At 71.0% G+C, this 19247-nt stretch carries 18 protein-coding genes and 2 pseudogenes; 14 read left to right on the forward strand and 6 right to left on the reverse strand.

Annotated elements, in window-relative coordinates; all coding sequences use genetic code 11:
* Positions 1 to 19: 19 nt before the first annotated feature.
* Entirely contained in the window at positions 20 to 2041 is a 2022-nt protein-coding gene (locus OHB56_RS05975) for a beta-galactosidase (protein ID WP_406352037.1), read from the reverse strand.
* A gap of 217 nt (positions 2042 to 2258) precedes the next feature.
* On the opposite strand from OHB56_RS05975, the gene OHB56_RS05980 reads away from it, so the two are divergent.
* From OHB56_RS05980 to OHB56_RS06000, 5 genes are all read left to right on the forward strand, one after another.
* On the forward strand, positions 2259 to 3581 hold the full coding sequence (locus OHB56_RS05980; protein ID WP_406352039.1) for an ABC transporter substrate-binding protein: 1323 nt from the start codon (positions 2259 to 2261) through the stop codon (positions 3579 to 3581).
* Positions 3578 to 4567, forward strand: a complete 990-nt coding sequence (locus tag OHB56_RS05985; protein ID WP_406352041.1) for a carbohydrate ABC transporter permease — start codon at positions 3578 to 3580, stop codon at positions 4565 to 4567. The genes OHB56_RS05980 and OHB56_RS05985 overlap by 4 nt, the downstream gene beginning before the upstream one ends.
* Positions 4564 to 5469 (forward strand): carbohydrate ABC transporter permease, encoded by a 906-nt coding sequence (locus OHB56_RS05990; RefSeq protein ID WP_326751307.1) that lies wholly within the window; start codon positions 4564 to 4566, stop codon positions 5467 to 5469. Before OHB56_RS05985 ends, OHB56_RS05990 begins: the two co-directional genes overlap by 4 nt.
* Entirely contained in the window at positions 5466 to 6497 is a 1032-nt protein-coding gene (locus OHB56_RS05995) for a LacI family DNA-binding transcriptional regulator (RefSeq protein ID WP_326751308.1), read from the forward strand. The genes OHB56_RS05990 and OHB56_RS05995 overlap by 4 nt, the downstream gene beginning before the upstream one ends.
* Positions 6498 to 6594: 97 nt before the next feature.
* Entirely contained in the window at positions 6595 to 6984 is a 390-nt protein-coding gene (locus OHB56_RS06000) for a MarR family transcriptional regulator (RefSeq protein ID WP_326751309.1), read from the forward strand.
* Positions 6985 to 7075: 91 nt separating this feature from the next.
* Here OHB56_RS06000 and OHB56_RS06005 read toward each other — a convergent pair whose 3' ends face one another.
* Positions 7076 to 7477 carry an SseB family protein gene (locus OHB56_RS06005; protein WP_326751310.1) on the reverse strand — a complete coding sequence of 134 codons (402 nt, stop codon included), beginning with the start codon at positions 7475 to 7477 and terminating at the stop codon, positions 7076 to 7078.
* A 269-nt stretch (positions 7478 to 7746) separates the two neighbouring features.
* Here OHB56_RS06005 and OHB56_RS06010 point away from each other — a divergent pair, with 269 nt between their 5' ends.
* Both OHB56_RS06010 and OHB56_RS06015 read left to right on the forward strand, forming a co-directional pair.
* Entirely contained in the window at positions 7747 to 9192 is a 1446-nt protein-coding gene (locus OHB56_RS06010) for a glyceraldehyde-3-phosphate dehydrogenase (protein WP_326751311.1), read from the forward strand.
* 147 nt (positions 9193 to 9339) lie between these two features.
* Positions 9340 to 10314 carry a hypothetical protein gene (locus OHB56_RS06015; RefSeq protein ID WP_326751312.1) on the forward strand — a complete coding sequence of 325 codons (975 nt, stop codon included), beginning with the start codon at positions 9340 to 9342 and terminating at the stop codon, positions 10312 to 10314.
* A 29-nt stretch (positions 10315 to 10343) separates the two neighbouring features.
* Here the strand turns inward: OHB56_RS06015 and OHB56_RS06020 are convergent, their stop codons facing one another.
* On the reverse strand, positions 10344 to 12005 hold the full coding sequence (locus tag OHB56_RS06020; RefSeq protein WP_326751313.1) for an FAD-dependent monooxygenase: 1662 nt from the start codon (positions 12003 to 12005) through the stop codon (positions 10344 to 10346).
* 244 nt (positions 12006 to 12249) lie between these two features.
* Between OHB56_RS06020 and OHB56_RS06025 the strand changes: the two genes are divergently transcribed.
* From OHB56_RS06025 to OHB56_RS06055, 7 genes are all read left to right on the forward strand, one after another.
* On the forward strand, positions 12250 to 13389 hold the full coding sequence (locus OHB56_RS06025; RefSeq protein ID WP_326751314.1) for a SchA/CurD-like domain-containing protein: 1140 nt from the start codon (positions 12250 to 12252) through the stop codon (positions 13387 to 13389).
* A 68-nt stretch (positions 13390 to 13457) separates the two neighbouring features.
* A complete protein-coding gene (locus OHB56_RS06030; RefSeq protein ID WP_406352045.1) occupies positions 13458 to 13940 on the forward strand; it encodes a cupin domain-containing protein in 483 nt (160 codons plus the stop codon).
* Positions 13937 to 15205 (forward strand): beta-ketoacyl-[acyl-carrier-protein] synthase family protein, encoded by a 1269-nt coding sequence (locus OHB56_RS06035; RefSeq protein ID WP_406352047.1) that lies wholly within the window; start codon positions 13937 to 13939, stop codon positions 15203 to 15205. The genes OHB56_RS06030 and OHB56_RS06035 overlap by 4 nt, the downstream gene beginning before the upstream one ends.
* Positions 15202 to 16455, forward strand: coding sequence for a ketosynthase chain-length factor (locus tag OHB56_RS06040; protein ID WP_326751317.1), 1254 nt, complete (start codon positions 15202 to 15204; stop codon positions 16453 to 16455). The genes OHB56_RS06035 and OHB56_RS06040 overlap by 4 nt, the downstream gene beginning before the upstream one ends.
* Before the next feature lie 27 nt (positions 16456 to 16482).
* Positions 16483 to 16743: an acyl carrier protein gene (locus OHB56_RS06045; RefSeq protein WP_055593900.1), complete on the forward strand. Its 261-nt coding sequence runs from the start codon at positions 16483 to 16485 to the stop codon at positions 16741 to 16743.
* A gap of 2 nt (positions 16744 to 16745) precedes the next feature.
* A complete protein-coding gene (locus OHB56_RS06050; protein ID WP_326751318.1) occupies positions 16746 to 17228 on the forward strand; it encodes an SRPBCC family protein in 483 nt (160 codons plus the stop codon).
* 28 nt (positions 17229 to 17256) lie between these two features.
* Positions 17257 to 17592, forward strand: a complete 336-nt coding sequence (locus OHB56_RS06055) for a TcmI family type II polyketide cyclase (protein WP_326751319.1) — start codon at positions 17257 to 17259, stop codon at positions 17590 to 17592.
* Positions 17593 to 17707: 115 nt separating this feature from the next.
* Here the strand turns inward: OHB56_RS06055 and OHB56_RS06060 are convergent.
* The 3 genes and pseudogenes from OHB56_RS06060 to OHB56_RS06070 form a co-directional block, all read right to left on the reverse strand.
* A pseudogene (locus tag OHB56_RS06060) lies at positions 17708 to 17884 on the reverse strand (methyltransferase); the annotation flags it as partial.
* Positions 17883 to 18056: pseudogene (locus OHB56_RS06065) on the reverse strand (methyltransferase); the annotation flags it as partial. The pseudogenes OHB56_RS06065 and OHB56_RS06060, both read right to left, overlap by 2 nt.
* 80 nt (positions 18057 to 18136) lie before the next feature.
* On the reverse strand, positions 18137 to 19216 hold the full coding sequence (locus OHB56_RS06070; RefSeq protein ID WP_326751320.1) for a right-handed parallel beta-helix repeat-containing protein: 1080 nt from the start codon (positions 19214 to 19216) through the stop codon (positions 18137 to 18139).
* Positions 19217 to 19247 lie beyond the last annotated feature (31 nt).

Raw genomic sequence — 19247 nt, forward strand, 5'->3', positions numbered from 1 at the left:
GGCGGAGGGGAGTCGTGGCTCAGCCGTCGAGTCGGACGACCCGGACGGCTCCGGCCGGGACCGCCAGGCGGCCCGCGGCGCGTTCACCCGTCAGCAGTTCGGTGCCGGGGTTGTCCAGCGGCACCTTGGTGTCGCCGGCGGTGTGGTTGATCACGAACAGGAAGGTGCCGGACTCCCCGGTGCGGCGCACCACTTCGACGTCGCGGGGCAGATCGGCGCGCGGGGTGATCCCGGTGTCCTCGACGGCCCAGCCGAGCAGGGTGTCCAGCCCTTCGGCGCCCAGGCGGGTGGAGACGTACCAGGCGCTGCCCTCGCCGAGGCGGTGGCGGGTGACGGCGGGGTGGCCGGCGGTGAGGCCGTCGGCGTAGGTCCAGACGGTCTCCGCGCCGCGCGGCACCACGAACTCGGACCATACGTCGGCGCCGAGTTCGGAGCCGTCGGGGCCGGTCAGGCGCACCTGGGCGCCGGCGTCGAGCGGCGAGAACTCCTCCACGGTCAGGCCGAGGACGTCCCGCAGGGCCCCCGGGTGGGCGCCCTCGTGCACGGCGTCGTGTGCGTCGACGATGCCGGAGAAGTACGAGACGACGAGGGTGCCGCCCCGCTCGACGTACTCCTTGAGGTTGTTCCCCGCCGCCTCGGTCATCAGGTACAGGGCGGGGACGACGACCAGGGGATAGCGCGACAGGTCGGCTTCCGGGTGGGCGAAGTCGACGGTGAGGTGGCGGTCGTAGAGCGCCTCGTAGAAGGCGTCGGCGCGTTCGCGGGCGTCGTGGTCCTCGGTGGGGCGCCAGTCGAGGTTCTGCGCCCACCAGGAGTGCCAGTCCCACAGCACGGCGACGTCGGCCTCGGTGCGGGTGCCACGCAGGGGCGCCAACGCGTCGACGTTCGAACCGAGTTCGACGACTTCCCGCCAGACACGGGTGTCCGTGCCGCCGTGCGGGAGCATCGCCGAGTGGAACTTCTCGGCGCCGCGCCTGGACTGGCGCCACTGGAAGAACAGGGCGCCCTCGGAGCCGCGGGCCACGTGCGCGAGGGAGTTGCGGGCCATCTGGCCGGGCGCCTTGGCGGGGTTGCGGGGCTGCCAGTTGACGCCCGAGGTGGAGTGCTCGAGCAGCAGCCAGGGGGCGCCGCCGGCGACGGACCGGGTGAGGTCCGCGGACATCGCCAGGTTCACGTGGGTGCGGCGGCCGTCGGTGATCAGGTAGTGGTCGTTGGTGACGAAGTCGACCTCACGGCCCCAGGCCCAGTAGTCCATGGAGTCGCACTGGCTGAGGGCCGTCATGAAGTTGGTGGTGACCGGGACGCCGGGTGAGAGGCGGTGCAGGATGTCCCGCTCGGCGGTGAAGTTCTCCCGCACGGTGGCGTCGGCGAACCGCCGGTAGTCCAGCGCCTGGGCCGGATTGCCGACCGTGGGGGTGACCCGCGGCGGGTTGATCTGCTCGAAGTCCGCGTAGCGCTGGCCCCAGAAGGCGGTGCCCCAGGCCTCGTTGACGGCCTCGACGGTGCCGTGGGTCCGCGCGAGCCAGCGGCGGAAGTGCGCGGCGCACCCGTCGCAGTAGCAGGCGGAGACGGGGACGCCGTACTCGTTGTGGACGTGCCACATCGCGAGCGCGGGATGGCTCCCGTACCGCTCGGCGAGTGTGGTGGTGATGTCCGCGGCGGCGGCCCGGTAATGGGGGTTGCTGTGGCAGATGGCGCCGCGCGAGCCGAACTCGTAGCGCACCCCTTCCGCCGTCACCGGCAGCGCGTCCGGGTGGGCGCGGTAGAACCACACGGGCGGTACCACGGTGGGGGTGCCGAGGTCGGCGCGGATGCCGTTCTCGTGCAGCAGGTCCAGGACCCGGTCGAGCCAGCCGAAGTCGTGGACACCCGGCGAGGGTTCCAGCAGCGCCCAGGAGAAGATGCCGACGCTCACCATGGTGACGCCGGCCTCACGCATCAGCCGGACGTCCTCGGTCCAGACGCTTTCCGGCCACTGCTCGGGGTTGTAGTCCCCACCGAAGGCGAGCCCGGTGAGGCCCAGGGGGGTGGTCTCCGGCATGGATTGTCTCCCGATATGTCGATCTTCTGGGAACGTGCACACACACTTTCGGCGGCACGGAGCCAACATAACCGCACAGCAACAACCATTGACAAGTGTCCGGGATGTTTCTCTACTGTGAACGCTCACAGAGCGGCGCGAGCCACGGTACGAGCCGCGCGCAGCTGGGGCAGCAGGCCTTCGCGAGAGGCGGGGGCCCAGGTCAGGGGAGAGTTCCATGCGATACACGAAGCACCGCCGCCTCGTGAGTTCCGCTCTGGCGGTCACGCTCGGCGCCACCACGCTGGCCGCGTGCGGCTCGTCGTCGGACGACGGCGGCGGGGCCCGGTCCGGCCCGGTCTCACTGACGTACTGGACCTGGGCTCCGGGCATGGACAAGGTCGTGGACCTGTGGAACGAGGGCCCCGGCAAGAAGGAGCAGATCAAGGTCACGGTGAAGAAGCAGGCGTCCGGCGACACGCTGGTCACCAAGATCCTCACCGCGCACAAGGCGGGCAAGGCCCCGGACTTGGTGCAGGCGGAGTACCAGGCGCTGCCCACGCTGGTCAGCAATGACGCGCTCGCCGACATCTCGAAGGACGTGGGCGACGCGAGGAGCAAGTTCGCGGACGGCGTCTGGCAGCAGACCACGCTCGGCACCGACGCGGTGTACGCGGTCCCGCAGGACATCGGGCCGATGATGTTCTACTACCGCGAGGACCTGTTCGAGGAGTACGGCCTGACGGTGCCGACGACCTGGGACGAGTTCGCGGACACCGCGCGCAAGCTCAAGAAGAAGTCCCCCAAGACGGACCTGACCACGTTCTCCGCCAACGACTCGGGCCTGTTCGCGGGCCTGGCCCAGCAGGCCGGCGCGCAGTGGTGGAGCACGTCGGGCGACCAGTGGAAGGTCGGCATCTCCGACGACGCGACCAAGAAGGTCGCCGAGTTCTGGGGCGGCCTGGTCAAGGAGGGCGCGATCGACAACCAGCCGATGTACACCCCGGCCTGGAACAAGGCGCTCAACACCGGCAAGCAGATCGCGTGGGTCAGCGCCGTGTGGGCGCCGGGCACGCTGAACACCGCCGCGCCCGACACCAAGGGCAAGTGGGCCATGGCCCCGCTCCCCCAGTGGACCGAGCAGGAGAACCGCACCGGCAGCTGGGGCGGCTCCTCCACCGGCGTCACCACGGACTCCGGGAACAAGGAGGCCGCCGCCCGGTTCGCCGCCTGGCTGAACACCGACGGCGACGCCCTGAACGCGCTGGCGAAGGAGAGCGGTATCTACCCCGCCTCCACCTCGGCCCAGCTCAGCGGCGCCTTCACCACCCCGCCGGAGTACTTCTCCAACCAGCCGGACTTCTACCGGAAGGCCGCCGAGATCGCGCAGACCACCGCGCCGTCCGCCTGGGGCCCGAACGTCAACGTGGCGTACACGACGTTCAAGGACGCCTTCGGTGCCGCGGCGAAGAACAAGTCCGACTTCGTCGCGGCCGTGGACACCATGCAGCAGGACACGGTCGCCGACCTGAAGAAGCAGGGCTTCGAGGTCGCTCCGTGACATCCCCGGCACGCGGGAAGGCGTACGGGGTCGAAGGGGCCCCGTACGCCCGCCCGTCCCGCACCTCCGCACCGAGGCGCACCCGAAGCGCACCCTTCCTCTTCCTGGTCCCCGCGACGGTCCTCTTCCTGCTCTTCTTCGCGCTGCCCATCGGGTACGCGATCTGGCTCAGCTTCCGCAAGGTGCAGGTGTCCGGGCTCGGCCTGGGCGCGGGCGCCCGCAAGGAGGTCTGGGCCGGCCTGGAGAACTACACCGCCGCCCTCTCCGACAGCGAGCTGCTGGACGGCGCGCTGCGCGTGCTCGGCTACGGCTGCATCGTGGTGCCGGTGATGCTGGGGCTCGCCCTGGTGTTCGCCCTGATGCTGGACTCCGAGAGGGTGCGGCTCGCGCCCTTCACCCGGCTCGCGATCTTCCTGCCGTACGCCATTCCGGGCGTGATCGCGGCGCTGCTGTGGGGCTTCCTGTACCTGCCCGACGTGAGCCCGTTCTACTTCGTGCTCGACAGGTTCGGCCTGCCCCAGCCGGACCTGCTGGACGGCGGTCCGCTGTTCCTCGCCCTGTCGAACATCGCGGTGTGGGGCGGCACCGGCTTCAACATGATCGTCATCTACACCGCGCTGCGGGCCGTCCCGGCCGAGGTGTACGAGGCGGCGAAGCTGGACGGCGCCACCCCCCTGCAGATCGCGCTGAAGATCAAGATCCCGATGGTCGCGCCGTCGCTGGTGCTGACCTTCTTCTTCTCGATCATCGCGACGCTCCAGGTGTTCAACGAACCGACCACGCTGAAGCCGCTCACCAACTCCGTCTCCACCACCTGGAGTCCGCTGATGAAGGTGTACCAGGACGCCTTCGGCAACGGCGACATCCACTCGGCCGCCGCCCAGGCCGCCCTCATCGCGCTCGCCACCCTGGTGCTCTCCTTCGGCTTCCTGCGGGCCGCGAACCGACGCACCAAGCAGGACGACCGTCAAGGAGCCGCCCGATGAGTTCCGTGGCCCTGAACAAGGCCGAGCCCGTGGCCGGCACCGCCCCGGGCACCGGCCGGGGTCCGGCGCGGCCCCGCCGCGTCGCCCTGGTCCCCACCCTGACGCTGCTGCTCGGCGCGCTGTACTGCCTGCTGCCGGTCGCCTGGGTGGTCATCGCGTCCACCAAGTCGGGCAGCGAGCTGTTCTCCACGTTCACGTTCTGGCCCGGCACCGGCTTCACCGAGAACCTCTCGGACCTGAACGCCTACCGTGACGGCGTCTACTGGAAGTGGATGGGCAACTCCGCCCTGTACGCCGGGCTCGGCGCCCTGCTGTCGACGTGCGTGTCGGCGGTCAGCGGCTACGCGCTGGCGGTCTACCGCTTCCGGGGCCGCGAGACGCTGTTCAACGTGCTGCTCGCGGGTGTGCTGATGCCGCCGGTGATCCTCGCCGTCCCGCAGTACCTGCTGCTGGCGCAGGCGGACCTGACGGACTCCTACCTGTCCGTGCTGCTGCCGCAGATCCTCTCCCCGTACGGCGTCTACCTGGCGCGGATCTACGCCGCGGCGTCGGTGCCGTCCGACGTGGTGGAGGCCGGGCGGATGGACGGTGCGGGCGAGTGGCGGATCTTCACCCGGGTCGCGCTGCCGATGATGATGCCCGGACTGGTGACGGTCTTCCTGTTCCAGTTCGTCGCGGTCTGGAACAACTTCCTGCTCCCGTACATCATGCTCAGCGACGACGAGAAGTTCCCGATCACGCTCGGTCTGCACACGCTCCTCGAACAGGGCGCCAACACTCCGGCGCTGTACACCCTGGTGGTCACCGGTGCGTTCCTCGCGGTGTTCCCGCTGGTCGCGCTCTTCCTGGTCGTCCAGCGGTTCTGGAGCCTGGATCTGCTGTCCGGGGCCGTAAAGTCATGACCATGAGCAACACGGGGGGCAGGCGAAAGCCGCCGACGATCCACGACGTGGCGCGTGAGGCCGGTGTCTCGCGCGGCACCGTCTCACGCGTGCTCAACGGCGGCCACTACGTCAGCCCGGCCGCGGCGGAGGCGGTCGACGCCGCGATCCGCAGGACGGGGTACGTGGTGAACCGGCATGCCCGCTCGCTGATCACCGGCCGGTCCGACTCGGTGGGCTTCCTGCTGACGGAGCCGCAGGAGCGGTTCTTCGAGGATCCCAACTTCAATGTCCTGCTGCGTGGTTGCACACAGGCGCTGGCCGCGCACGACATTCCGCTGCTGCTGATGATCGCCGGTACGCAGGCCGAACGGCGGCGCATCGTGCGGTACATCACCGCCGGGCACGTCGACGGGGTGCTGCTGGTCTCCAGCCACTCGGGCGATCCGGTGGCCGAGGAGCTGCGGGCGGCGGGCGTGCCGCTGGTCGCGTGCGGCAAGCCGATCGGGCTGGGTTCCAAGGTGAGCTACGTGGCCGCGGACGACCGGGACGGCGCCCGTGACATGGTGCGCCATCTGCTGGGACTGGGCCGGCGCAGGGTGGGCGTGGTGACCGGGCCGCTGGACACCCCGGGCGGCGTGGAGCGTCTCGCCGGGTACAAGGAGGTGCTCGCCGAGGCCGGCCTCGGGATCGACGAGCGGCTCATCGTCTCCGGCGACTACAGCAGGGCCAGCGGCGAGGCGGGCGCGGAGCGGCTGCTGGCCGGTGCGCCGGACATGGACGCCGTGTTCGTCGCCTCGGACCTGATGGCGCAGGGCGTGCTGGCGGCACTGCACCGCGCGGGACGCCGGGTGCCCCAGGACGTGGCGGTCGGCGGCTTCGACGATTCCCAGGCCGCCGTCGCCGCCAGTCCCGGCCTGACCACGATCCGCCAGCCGTGGGACCGCATCAGCTCCGAGATGGTACGGGTCCTGCTCGCCCAAGTGGGCGGTGAGGACCCGGCCACGGTGATCCTCCCGACGGAACTGGTGAAGCGCGAGTCGGCGTAGGGGCGCGCACCGGCCACGGGGGGTGACGCGGGGCCCGCGCACGGTCCGTCGCCGCCCAACCATTAGTTGAACTTCGAACAAATGCTACCGTTCACTCATGGCAGCGGAGACGGTCGGCATCCGGCTCGAGGAGCGGTGGCGGGAGATCCTGTCGGTGCACGCGCGCACCCTCGGGGAGATCGACCGCGCGCTGCATCCGCACGGCCTGGGCGCCTCCGACTTCGAGGTGCTCGACCTGCTCGCGACCGCGTCGCCCGAGGAGGGCGAGCAGTGCAGGGTGCAGAACCTGGGCGGGCGGGTCCACCTCAGCCAGAGCGCACTGTCCCGCCTCATCGCCCGGCTGGAGAAGGACGGCCTGGTCACCCGCAGCCTCTGCAGGGAGGACCGGCGGGGCGTCTACGTCACGCTCACCCGCAAGGGCCGCGACCTGCACGCCGAGGTACTGCCGCTCCAGCGCGCGGCCCTGGCCCGCGCGCTGGGCGAGTAGTCCGCCCCCGGGACGGCCGCGGTACGCCCGGGATCCTTCGTGCGGAGCGTGCCGGACCCGCGCGGGTCCGGCACGCTCCGCATGAGAGGCCCTAGGGGCGGGCCAGCAGGGTGCGCACCCCCTCGGACGTCAGCGTCAGGCGGTGCTCCGAGCTGCCGTCGATGGTGAGGGACAGCTCGTCGGCCGGCCACTGCGCGGCCAGCGCCCCGAGCGGCACCAGGCGGTAGCGGGAGACGAACGGCAGCAGCCCCGACATCTCCAGTTCCGAGGTGAAGACCGGCACCACCTGGATGCCGTCCGGCTGCTCCATCACCGGCAGCGCGACCGCGCCGGGGTCGGCGGCCTCCTCACCCGCGTCGTCGGGCACGGGGATCAGTACGTCACTGTTGGCGAGGGCGTCCAGCGCCGCCGTGTCCTGGGTGTTGTCGGCGAGAGCGTCCAGAGCCCGCTGGGCGGACGTGGGGGCATTGTTCTCGTGCGCGGGTGTCTCCATGGCGGTTTCCCTCGTAGCGGCGGTCGTACGGACCCGCCCCGGACGGAATCGGCGACGGCCATCGGCGATCCGCGACGAGCGATCCGCGGGCGGCGGACCGGCAGAAGGCGGATCGGCCGATCGGACCGGAATCCGCTCCGGGCACGGTCCTGCACGCGTACCCGATCGCGCGGTCCGCAATCCTCCCGCCGGCGGAAGGGAGACCCCGGCGGAGCTCCCTGAGCGGCATGGCTATCATATGAGCGCCACCTAGCTCGAAAGATGATCCTGTGACTGTCAATGAAGACTCGTTCACCAGCTGGAAGCACCGCGAGGAGATCGCGGAGTCGATGATCCCGATCATCGGGAAGCTGCACCGCGAGCGGGACGTCACCGTCCTGCTGCACAGCCGCTCCTTGGTGAACAAGTCGGTGGTCTCGATCCTCAAGACCCACCGCTTCGCCCGCCAGATCTCCGGCCAGGAGCTGTCGGTCACCGAGACCCTGCCCTTCCTCCAGGCACTCACCGCACTCGACCTCGGTCCGTCCCAGATCGACCTCGGTCTCCTCGCCGCGACCTACCGGACCGACGACCGCGGACTGTCGGTGGCGGAGTTCACCGCCGAGGCCGTCGCCGGAGCCACCGGCGCCCACAAGATCGGCCGCCGTGAGCCGCGCGACGTCGTCCTCTACGGCTTCGGCCGCATCGGCCGGCTCCTCGCCCGCCTGCTCATCGAGAAGTCCGGCTCCGGCAACGGCCTGCGGCTGCGCGCCATCGTGGTCCGCCGGGGCGGCGAGCAGGACATCGTCAAGCGCGCCTCCCTGCTGCGCCGCGACTCCGTGCACGGTCAGTTCCAGGGCACGATCACCGTGGACGAGGCGAACAGCGCGATCGTCGCCAACGGCAACACCATCAAGGTGATCTACGCCGACGACCCGTCGCAGCTGGACTACACGGCGTACGGCATCAAGAACGCCATCCTCATCGACAACACCGGCAAGTGGCGCGACCGCGAGGGCCTCTCGCAGCACCTGCGCCCCGGTGTCGACAAGGTCGTGCTGACCGCGCCCGGCAAGGGCGACGTGCCCAACATCGTGCACGGGGTCAACCACGACACCCTCAAGCCGGACGAGCAGATCATCTCCTGCGCCTCCTGCACCACCAACGCGATCGTCCCGCCGCTCAAGGCGATGGCGGACGAGTACGGTGTGCTGCGCGGCCATGTGGAGACCGTCCACTCGTTCACCAACGACCAGAACCTGCTGGACAACTACCACAAGTCCGAGCGCCGCGGCCGCTCCGCGCCGCTGAACATGGTGATCACCGAGACGGGCGCCGCCTCCGCCGTCGCCAAGGCGCTGCCCGACCTCGACGCGACGATCACCGGCAGCTCGATCCGGGTCCCGGTGCCGAACGTCTCCATCGCGATCCTCAACCTCCAGCTGGGCCGCGCGGCCGACCGCGCCGAGGTGCTCGAGTACCTCCGCGAGGTGTCGCTCACCTCGCCGCTGAAGCGCCAGATCGACTTCATCAGCGCCCCCGACGCGGTCTCCAGCGACTTCATCGGCTCGCGGCACGCCTCGATCGTCGACGCCGGCGCCCTCAAGGTCGAGGGCGACAACGCGATCCTGTACCTCTGGTACGACAACGAGTTCGGCTACTCCAGCCAGGTCGTCCGGGTCGTCCAGTACGTCTCGGGGGTGGAGTACCCGACCTTCCCGGCGCCGGCTTCCTGACCGGCCGGGCAGCTCGACGGTGTCCAAGGCCCTGTTCAGGGCCTTGGACACCGTCGAGCTGCCCGAACCACGTCACTCTGTGGTGCGGATCGGTAACGATCGGGTCGTATCGGTTGCCGGACCCGAAACTGTTCCTAGTCTGCGGGCATGGCGCTCTTCAGTAGTCGTACCGGTAAACGTCCCCAGCTCGCTCCCGCCCTCGACGACGTCGCCCTCGCGCGCGTCCTCCGGCAGGTGAGCAAACGCGGTGGAAGCGTCAAGTCGACGGAGGTGACCCTCGTCGCGGCCTTCCTGGAGGAAACCGGTGACAACTGGGACCGGCGCAGCCATCGGGTGACCGTGCTGGCCGGGGAGACGGCCGAATCGAAGTCCGACCTGGCCTCGGCCTGGCTGACCAGGGAGCCGAAGAACCCCGACGCACTGGTGTTCCACTCCTGGGTCGGTCTGATGCGCGGCCTGCGGGACAGACACCTGGAGGACGCGGCACAGTTGGTGACCCAGTGCCACCGGGCCGCGGAGCTGAGGCCGGCGGATCCGCTGCCCTGGGTGGCCCTGCTCGGCATGGCCCGCCTCGAGCGGTATCCGCAGAGCGAGGTCAACGCCATCTGGCGGGAGGCCACCGGACGCGACCGCTGGCACCGCGAGGCCTATCTGCAGATGCTCGCCCATCTGTCGCCGGAGGAAGGGGGCTCGAGCGCGGCCGTCCTCGACTTCATCGACGTGGTGCGTGCCCGGATACCGGCCAACGCGCCGTGCGCCGCGATCGAGCTGACCGCGGCCGTCCGGCAGTACCAGGGGCTGGTGGCGCAGGGCGGCGTCCGGGCCATGACGGCCGGTCAGCTGTGGGAGGGCGGGCAGATCGCGGCCTCGCTGGAGCAGGCCGCCTCCCTCTGGGCGAAGCCGGGATTCTTCCAGCACGCGGCGGCCCAGGCGGACCTGAACGTCCTGGCGTACGCGCTGTGCGCGGCCGGCCGGGCCGTCGACGCCAACCATGTGTTCGAGGCGCTCCAGGGCACGGTGACCCCGTGGCCGTGGAACGACGACGGACCCGCGGTCCAGCGGTTCGAACAGCACAAGGCCAAGGCGGAGCGGGGACGGCAGGGCGGCGTCGGAGGAGCCTGACGCCGCCTCGCCGCGCGCACCGTCGGCCGTCAGCCCCGTTCGCGGGCCAGGATGTCCGTGACGGCCTTCCGCAACACCGTCGCGGGGTCCGCCACGGCCCCTTCGGAGCGCCACGCCACGAATCCGTCGGGGCGGACCAGGACCGCGCCGTCCCCGGTGACGCCGTGGGCCTGTGCCCAGTCCACGCCGTCGTCCGGCGTCAGGTCCGCGGCGGGGCCGGTGCCGATCCGGTAGGCGTCGAGGGGCACCCGCAGGTGCTGTGCCGCCTGCGCCGCGGCGGCGTGCCAGGCGGCGTCGCCGGACTCGCCGGTCAGCAGCACCAGGGACCGCTCGTACAGGTCGAGGGTGGAGATGCGGACGCCGTCGCGGTCCAGCCACAGGTGGGGGGCCCGGGTGCCCGGCTCCCCCGTCAGCCGCAGGTCCTCCGGGACGATCGGCGCCGCCGGGTCGCCGCCGACGACCGCGCCCTGCGGATAGCGGTAGCCCAGCGCCACGTTGAGGATTCCGCCCTTCGGGCCCTTGGTGCCGGCGCCTGCCGCGGGCGTGTAGCCGGGGTGGCTGTGCTCGACCGAGCGGTTCGAGGCGCGGGCGCTGGTCGCCTCGGCGACCGGCCGCCGCTCGGCGTCGTAGGACTCCAGCAGTCCGGGGCCCGCCCAGCCGCCGTGGACGGCGGCCAGCTTCCAGGCGAGGTTGTGCGCGTCCTGGATGCCGGTGTTGGAGCCGAAGGCCCCGGTGGGCGACATCTCGTGGGCCGAGTCGCCGGCGAGGAACACCCGGCGGTCGGTGTACCTGTCGGCGACCCGCTCGGCGGCGTGCCAGGCGGCCCGGCCGGTGATCTTGACGTCGAGGTCCGGCACGCCGATCGCCCGCCGGATGTGGGCGATGCACCGCTCGTCGGTGAACTCCTCGAGCGTCTCGCCGTGTTCGGGGTGCCAGGGGGCGTGGAACACCCAGTTCTCGGTGTTGTCGACGGGCAGCAGCGCCCCGTCTGCCTCCGGGTTCGTCAGGTAGCAGACGATGAACCGCCGGTCGCCGACGACGCCCGCGAGATCGCGTGAGAAGAAGGTGACGCTCACGTTGTGGAACAGGTCCCCCGGACCGTTCTGGCCGATGCCGAGCCGCTCCCGCACGGGGCTGCGCGGACCGTCCGCGGCGACCAGGTAGTCCGCTCGGATGGTGGTGTGCTCGCCGGTCTCCCGGTTCTTGACCCGCGCCGTCACCCCGTCGTCGTCCTGGTCGAACGACATCAGCTCGGTCGCGAAGCGCAGATCGCCGCCGAGTTCGCGGGCGTGGGCCAGCAGCACCGGCTCGAGGTCGTTCTGGCTGCACTGGCACCATCCGCCGGGGCTGAACCGGGCCAGGCCGCCCCCGGGGTCGATCTCCTTGAACAGCCACTCGCCGTCGCCGTCCGCCAGACTCGGCGTCTGCATGATGCCGTGGTTGTCCGCCAGGACCGACGCGACCTCCTTGATCTGCTGTTCCACTCCGGCCACCCGGAACAGCTCCATGGTGCGCACGTTGTTGCCGCGCCCGCGCGGGTGGATCGACGTGCCCGGGTGACGTTCGACGAGCGTGTGCGGCACGCCCAGACGCCCCAGGAACACGGACATCGACAGGCCCACGAGGGAGCCGCCCACGATGAGGACGGGCGTGCGGTGACCGGTCTCGCCGGCCTCTTGCGATCGGTTCATTGAACTGCCTCCATCGTCGCCCTGGACGGGCGGGGAAAGGACGCCGCATTCATGCCCGGTACGGGCCGCTTCGCGTCCCGGTGGCACCCGGTTGACGCGGGGTTCACCCACCTGCCCCGTGTGTCTCGCGCACCTCGCGGGGCGCGTCGACGATCGGTTCAGGGCCAGCCCGGCCGTTTCGGCGACGGGCTGCTCCCGACCTCCACTGAAGAGCCTTTCGTGAAAAAGAGGAGAGGTGCGCCGGATGACCACGACGGAACGCACGACGGGACCCACGGCGGGACGCATAGCGCATTCGGCGTTCGACGGCTCCAGACTGCGGGTGATCCTGCTGCTCGACCTGTACGACGGGGCGCAGGAGCAGTTCCTCGAGGCTTACGAGCACATGAGCAGCAAGGTCGCGTCCATTCCCGGGCACATCCAGGACCAGCTCTGCCAGTCGATCGAGAACCCCTCGCAGTGGCTCATCACCAGCGAGTGGGAGAGCGCGCTTCCCTTCCTCGCCTGGGTGAACAGCGAGGAGCACATCGAGATCGTCCGCCCGATGCACAGCTGCGTCCGCGACACCCGCTCCATGCGCTACAGCGTCCTGCGCGAGACGGAGCCGCGCCCCGGGGCGAAGAAGCGGTCCGGTCTGCAGGCGCAGGTCCGCGTGGGCGACGGAGTGGCCCGCCACGCGCTCACTTTCACCGTCAAGCCGGGCAGCGAGTCCAAGGTCGCGGAGCACCTTGCCGGGTACACGTCCCCCGAGGCCCTGCTGGAAGTGGACCGGAGGCTGCGCCGCACCTCCGTGTTCATGCACGGCAACCGCGTGGTGCGGTGCATGGAGGTCGCGGGCGACCTGGCCGCGGCCCTGCGCCACGTGGCCGACCAGCCCGAGATCCGGGCGATCGAAACGGCCATAGACCCCCACCTGGAGCAGGAGCGGGATCTGTCCGACCCCGGCTCGGCGCGGGTGTTCTTCACCCGGGCCGCGCTCCCCTCCGTGCACCACGTCCGCGCGGACGGCCCCGAACCCGCCGGTCTGCGGCGGCACGCGCTGTACTACCCGGCCGTCGAGGGACAGGGCATCGAGCTGGCCCGGTTCCTCTCCCATCAGGACGAGGCAGCGGTCGGCGACCCGGACAGCCGCATCTTCACGAGCACCGTCTTCCAGCGCGACGACATCGTGGTCCGCATGGTCGACGTCACGGGCGCCCTCGACGCCGACCCCGAATGGGCCCTGGGTGTCAAGGGCGCGGGGAAGGCGGCGGAACTGGAGCGGCTCCTCGACGGCGCGGCGGTCGGTGTCGACGTCCCGCTGAACTCGGAGCGCAACCTCAACCGGCTGCTGTCGCACGCCGACATGCTGCCCGTCACCGACCGCGGCACGGTGGATTCCTGACGGCAAACCGTGGTGACGTCCGCGGCCGCGCAGCCCGGACGTCACCGTCCCACCCGGAGGTACCAACCATGTCCAAGCAGCATCCACGCATCGTGGACCTGAGCGAGACGGAACCCAACAGAAGGCGCGGAGGCGATCTCAGGACCCTCCTCACCCCGGCCACGGTGGGTTCCACCAGCGGCTTCATGGGTCTGGCCGTCATCCAGCCCGGTGAGCGCATCGGCGAGCACTACCACCCGTACTCCGAGGAGTTCGTGTACGTCGTCAGCGGCGCGCTCGAAGTCGACCTGGACGGGGAGCCGTTCGCGCTGCGGGCCGAGCAGGGTCTGATGATCCCGATCGACATGCGGCACCGCTTCCGCAACGTCTCCGACGCCGAGGCCCGCATGGTCTTCCACCTGGGCCCGCTCGCCCCGCACCCGAGCCTCGGGCACGTCGACACCGAGGAGAACGCCGGCTCCGAGGCCGGCCCTCAGCTGACCGTGGGCGGTCCGGTCGCATCCGGGACCGGACCGGGCCGGCCGGCCGGACCCAGTGAGGCCATAAAGTGACCCGCCGGGTGGCCGTCACCGGTATCGGAGTGGTCGCTCCGGGCGGCACCGGGGTGACGGCGTTCTGGGACCTTCTGTCCGCCGGCCGCACCGCGACCCGCGGCATCACCCTGTTCGACCCGAGCGGGCTGCGCTCGCGGATCGCCGCCGAGTGCGATTTCGACCCGTTCGACCACGGTCTCGACCCGGACCTGTGCCAGCACGCCGACCGGTACATCCAGTTCGCCGCGGTCGCCGCCGGCGAGGCGGTCCGCGACGCCGGGCTCGACCCGGGGAACGACGGCGGCTGGCGCACCGCGGTGTCGCTGGGCAGCGCGGTCGGCGGCACCACCCGGCTGGAGCACGACTACGTCCAGGTCAGCGAGCACGGCTCGCGCTGGGACGTGGACCACCGGGCCGCCGACCCGAAGCTGCACCTGGCGTTCCAGCCGAGCACGCTCGCCTCGGTCGTCGCCGAGCGGTTCGGCGCGCGGGGCCCGGTGCAGACCGTCTCCACCGGCTGCACCTCGGGACTCGACGCGGTGGGGTACGGCTTCCACACCATCGCCGAGGGCAGGGCCGACGTCTGCATCGCCGGGGCGTCCGACTCGCCGATCTCGCCGATCACGATGGCGTGCTTCGACGCCATCAAGGCGACGTCGCCGAACAACGACGACCCGGAGCACGCCTCCCGTCCCTTCGACGCGCACCGCGACGGCTTCGTGATGGGCGAGGGCGCGGCGGTGCTGGTCCTCGAGGAGTACGAGCACGCGCGGGCCCGCGGGGCGCAGATCCACTGCGAGATCGGCGGGTACGCCACCTTCGGCAACGCCTACCACATGACCGGTCTGACCACCGAGGGCCTGGAGATGGCACGGGCCATCGACAGCACGCTCGACCAGGCCCGTCTCGACCCCACACTGATCGACTACGTCAACGCGCACGGTTCCGGCACCCGGCAGAACGACCGGCACGAGACGGCCGCGGTCAAGCGGTCCCTCGGCGCCCACGCCTACGACACGCCCATGAGCTCCATCAAGTCGATGGTGGGGCACTCGTTGGGCGCGATCGGCGCGATCGAGGTGGTGGCCTGCGTGCTCGCCCTGAAGCACCAGGCCGTACCGCCGACGGCGAACTACGAGACCCCCGACCCCGAGTGCGACCTGGACTACGTGCCGCGCACCGCCCGCCCCCGGAAGCTGAGGAACGTGCTCTCCGTCGGCAGCGGGTTCGGCGGCTTCCAGTCCGCGGTGCTGCTGACCGGGCCGAGTGGGAGGACCCGATGAGCACTCAGCGCACTCAGCGCCCCCGCCTCGCGGCCATCACCGGCATCGGTGTGATCGCGCCCAACGGACAGCGGACCGACGCCTACTGGAAGTCCGTCAGCGAAGGCATCGGCGTGCTGGACCGGATCACCCGTGAGGGCTGCGGTCATCTGCCGCTGCGCGTGGCGGGTGAGGTCCGCTCCTTCGACGCGACGGCCCTGATCGAGGACCGGTTCCTGGTCCAGACCGACCGGTTCAGCCATTTCGCGATGGCGGCGGCCGCCCTCGCTCTCGACGACGCCGGGCTCGGCAGCGGTGATCCCGCGGAGCCGTTCTCCATCGGCGTGGTCACCGCGGCCGGTTCCGGCGGCGGTGAGTTCGGGCAGCGCGAGCTGCAGAAACTCTGGGGGCAGGGACCCCGGTTCGTCGGCCCGTACCAGTCCATCGCCTGGTTCTACGCCGCGAGCACCGGCCAGATCTCCATCCGCAGCGGTTTCAAGGGCCCGTGCGGGGTGGTGGCGAGCGACGAGGCGGGCGGTCTGGACTGCCTCGCGCACGCCGCCGGGGCGGTCCGGCGCGGCACCGACACGATGGTCGTCGGGGCCGCGGAGGCCCCGCTGGCCCCGTACTCGATGGTCTGCCAGCTCGGTTATCCCGAGCTCAGCACCGTCGAGGACCCGGACCTCGCCTACCGTCCCTTCACCTCGAAGGCCTGCGGGTTCGTGCCCGCCGAGGGCGGTGCGCTGCTCGTCGTCGAGGACGGGAACCGCGCCCGCGAGCGCGGCGTGCCGGTGCGGGCCACCCTCGCCGGCCATGCCGCCACCTTCACCGGCGCCTCCCGCTGGGAGGAGTCACGGGAGGGCCTGGCCCGTGCGATCCGCGGCGCCCTCGACGAGGCGGGCGCCGCGCCGGAGGACATCGACGTGGTGTTCGCCGACGCGATGGGCGTACCGGAGGCGGACCGCGCCGAGGCGCTGGCCATCGCCGACGCGCTGGGCGCGCACGGCAGGCGGGTCCCCGTCACGGCGCCCAAGACCGGTTTCGGACGGGCCCACTGCGCGGCACCCGTGCTGGACACGGTGGCCGCGGTGCTCGCCATGGAACACGGTCAGGTGCCCCCCACCCCCAACGTGTTCGACATCTGCCACGACCTCGACCTGGTGATGTCGCGCGCTCGGCCCGCCGAGCTGCGTACGGCCCTCGTCCTCAGCAGGGGACTCATGGGCTCCAACGCGGCGCTGGTCGTGCGCCGCGGCGAATCCGCCCGGTAGGCCCGGGCGGGGAAGGAGCAGACACTCATGATCACCACCGAAGTGACCGTCGACGAACTGGCCGTCCTGATGAAGAAGGCGGCCGGCATCACCGTCGACCCGCAGGAGCTGAAGCAGGCCGCGGGGTCCCCCTTCGACTGCTTCGGCCTCGACTCGCTCGGCCTGCTCGGCATCGTCGGCGAGCTGGAGAACCGGTACGGCCTCTCGCTTCCCCCCGACTCGGAGCGCTGCAAGTCGCCCCGGGAGTTTCTGGACCTCGTCAACAGCACCCTCAAGGCTGGAGCCTGAAAGTGGCAGGACACACCGAGAACAGCATCACCGTCGACGCCCCGTTCGACCTCGTCTGGGACATGACCAACGACCTCGAGAACTGGCCGAACCTGTTCAGCGAGTACGCGTCGGTCGAGGTGCTCTCCCGCGAGGGCGACACCACGACGTTCCGCCTGACGATGCACCCGGACGACAACGGGAAGGTGTGGAGCTGGGTCTCCGAGCGCACCCCCGACCGGGGCCGCCGGACCGTGCGCGCCCGTCGCGTCGAGACGGGTCCCTTCGCCCACATGAACATCCTGTGGGAGTACGAGCAACTGCCGAGCGGAGTGCGGATGAGCTGGACACAGGACTTCGCGATGAAGCCCGACGCCCCGGTCGACGACGTCTGGATGACGGACAACATCAACCGCAACTCGCGTACGCAACTGGCGCTCATCCGGGACCGGATCGAGCAGGCCGCCGGCGAGCGCAGGAGCCACGCGTCCGCCACCTCCCGCTGACCGCCGATCGATCCGGAAAGGACCGTCGATGCACCACGCACTCATCGTGGCCCGTATGGCGCCCGGTTCGGCGCCGCAGATCTCCGATGTGTTCGCCGCCTCCGACCGGGGTGAACTTCCCCACCTGATCGGGGTGAACAGGCGCCGGCTCTTCCAGTTCGGCGACGACCTGTATCTGCACCTCATCGAGTCCGAGCGGGATCCGGCGCCCGCGATCGCGAAGGTGGCCGGGCACCCCGAGTTCCGCGGCATCAGCGAACAGCTGGAGGCGTACGTCAGCCCGTACGACCCCCGGACCTGGCGCGGCCCCAAGGACGCCATGGCGCAGTGCTTCTACCACTGGGAGCGCGGCGCCGGCTCCTGAGCGGACAGCCCGGAAGAACCCCGAGGCCGCCGGTCCCGTGTACGTCACGGAGCCGGCGGCCTCGGGGTCGGCCTGCGTACGGAAGGTGCCGGCCGGACGGTACGGCCGGTGCGGATCAGCCGGGGACGGCGCGCTCAAAGGCGTGCAGGCAGGCGTTGACCGGCTGGACCTCGCCGATGACCAGGCCTGCGTCGGTCAGCCGGTCGGTCATGCTCTTCCGGGTGTGCTCGGCGCCGCCGACGTCGAGGAGCAGCAGCAGGTCCATGGCCGTGGTGCACCGCCTCGACGGGGTGCGGCCGGCTCTTCACCGCCTCCGCGAGGCCGTCCACGGCCATGGGGGTGTCGTCGAGTGCGTCCGCCACGCCCAGGCGTACGGCGGCGCGCACGGCGGCGGCGCAGGCCGCCCCGAAAACGAGCTCCCGCGGCCGCATGGGCGGTGGGGGAGCCGGATCGACGGTCGTCATCCGTCGCCTCGCTTCTTCTGTCGTGCTGTTGAGGGGGAGGGTGAGGTGCTGAGGGGCGGGGCGGTGGCACGGCGGGGCGTTCAGCACAGACCGGCGGGCTCGGAGAGCGTGCAGGTGTTGCCGCTGAACGTGTTGGTCGTGGCGGTGTCCCGGTCGGCCAGGTCTGCCGGGCTGTTGCCGGTGACCAGGTTGTCGCGGACGGTGCTGCGCTCGTTCGCGGCGCCCATGAGGCTCTTGAACAGCACGATGCCGCCGGACAGCGGGGAGGTGCCCTTGTTGTTCTCGATCCGGTTCCCCGCCACGAGGGTGCCCTCGGCTCCGGTGAGGACGACGCCCGTGCCCTGCAGGAAGGGCAGCCGCGGGGTGGCGGCGCAGTGCTTGTTGTTGGCGCGGAGGTGATTGCGGGTCACCCGCAGGTCGCCCGCGACGGGCTTGGACTCGTCGCCCACCACGAACACGGCGGCGCAGTTGCCGGTGGCCTCGTTGCGGTCGACGGTCAGGTTCCGCAGCCGCCGCACGATGACGCCGACGCGGTTGCCGAGCATGCGGTTGTGGCGGATCACCGTCTTGCGGGCGTCCCGGGCGCCTTCCTCGGTGTCGGTGGTGTCGGCCAGGAACAGTCCGGCGTCGCCGTTCTCCTCGACCACGTTGTGGCTGAGCACGCTGCGCACCGAGCGCTCCTCGGCGATGCCCCACTTGCCGTTCCTCTCCGCGGTCACGCCCTGCACCCGCAGCCGGTCGGTGCCGGTGGCCCACAGCCCGTTCCCGGTGAAGCCCCGCAGTGTCAACGAGCGTACGGTGACGCCCCGCAGGGGCATCTTGTCCGTGCCGGTCACGCAGATGCCGTGCCCCGCCCCGGCGCAGGCGCCCCGGTCCGCGTCCGTGCCGGGCACCAGGACGGTGTCGGGCACCAGGACGGTGCGGTGGGCACCGGAGCCGCGCAGGGTGACGTCCGACGTGGTGAGGTCGACGCTCTCCTTGTAGGTGCCGGGCGAGAGGACGACGGTGTCCCCCGGCTTCGCGGCGTCCACGGCCTTCTGGATCGATGCGCCGGGCTGCACCCGGTGCACGGTGGGCCGGGCGGCCGACGGCGTCGCGGCCATGCCCGAAGCCAGGACGACCACGGTGCAGGTGAGATACGTGAGGTGGCGTTGGGTCATATGGCGAAACTAGGAGGGAATATGACGACCC

Origin of the sequence: Streptomyces sp. NBC_01635 (genome assembly GCF_045209715.1) — a bacterium.
GTDB classification, from domain to species: Bacteria; Actinomycetota; Actinomycetes; order Streptomycetales; family Streptomycetaceae; genus Streptomyces; species Streptomyces hirsutus.

Coding starts and splice junctions, on each gene's coding strand:
- OHB56_RS05975 (WP_406352037.1), bottom strand. CDS start 2,041: ATGCCGGAGACCACCCCCCTGGGCCTCACCGGGCTCGCCTTCGGTGGG.
- OHB56_RS05980 (WP_406352039.1), top strand. CDS start 2,259: ATGCGATACACGAAGCACCGCCGCCTCGTGAGTTCCGCTCTGGCGGTC.
- OHB56_RS05990 (WP_326751307.1), top strand. CDS start 4,564: ATGAGTTCCGTGGCCCTGAACAAGGCCGAGCCCGTGGCCGGCACCGCC.
- OHB56_RS05995 (WP_326751308.1), top strand. CDS start 5,466: ATGACCATGAGCAACACGGGGGGCAGGCGAAAGCCGCCGACGATCCAC.
- OHB56_RS06000 (WP_326751309.1), top strand. CDS start 6,595: ATGGCAGCGGAGACGGTCGGCATCCGGCTCGAGGAGCGGTGGCGGGAG.
- OHB56_RS06005 (WP_326751310.1), bottom strand. CDS start 7,477: ATGGAGACACCCGCGCACGAGAACAATGCCCCCACGTCCGCCCAGCGG.
- OHB56_RS06015 (WP_326751312.1), top strand. CDS start 9,340: ATGGCGCTCTTCAGTAGTCGTACCGGTAAACGTCCCCAGCTCGCTCCC.
- OHB56_RS06020 (WP_326751313.1), bottom strand. CDS start 12,005: ATGAACCGATCGCAAGAGGCCGGCGAGACCGGTCACCGCACGCCCGTC.
- OHB56_RS06025 (WP_326751314.1), top strand. CDS start 12,250: ATGACCACGACGGAACGCACGACGGGACCCACGGCGGGACGCATAGCG.
- OHB56_RS06030 (WP_406352045.1), top strand. CDS start 13,458: ATGTCCAAGCAGCATCCACGCATCGTGGACCTGAGCGAGACGGAACCC.
- OHB56_RS06040 (WP_326751317.1), top strand. CDS start 15,202: ATGAGCACTCAGCGCACTCAGCGCCCCCGCCTCGCGGCCATCACCGGC.
- OHB56_RS06045 (WP_055593900.1), top strand. CDS start 16,483: ATGATCACCACCGAAGTGACCGTCGACGAACTGGCCGTCCTGATGAAG.
- OHB56_RS06055 (WP_326751319.1), top strand. CDS start 17,257: ATGCACCACGCACTCATCGTGGCCCGTATGGCGCCCGGTTCGGCGCCG.
- OHB56_RS06070 (WP_326751320.1), bottom strand. CDS start 19,216: ATGACCCAACGCCACCTCACGTATCTCACCTGCACCGTGGTCGTCCTG.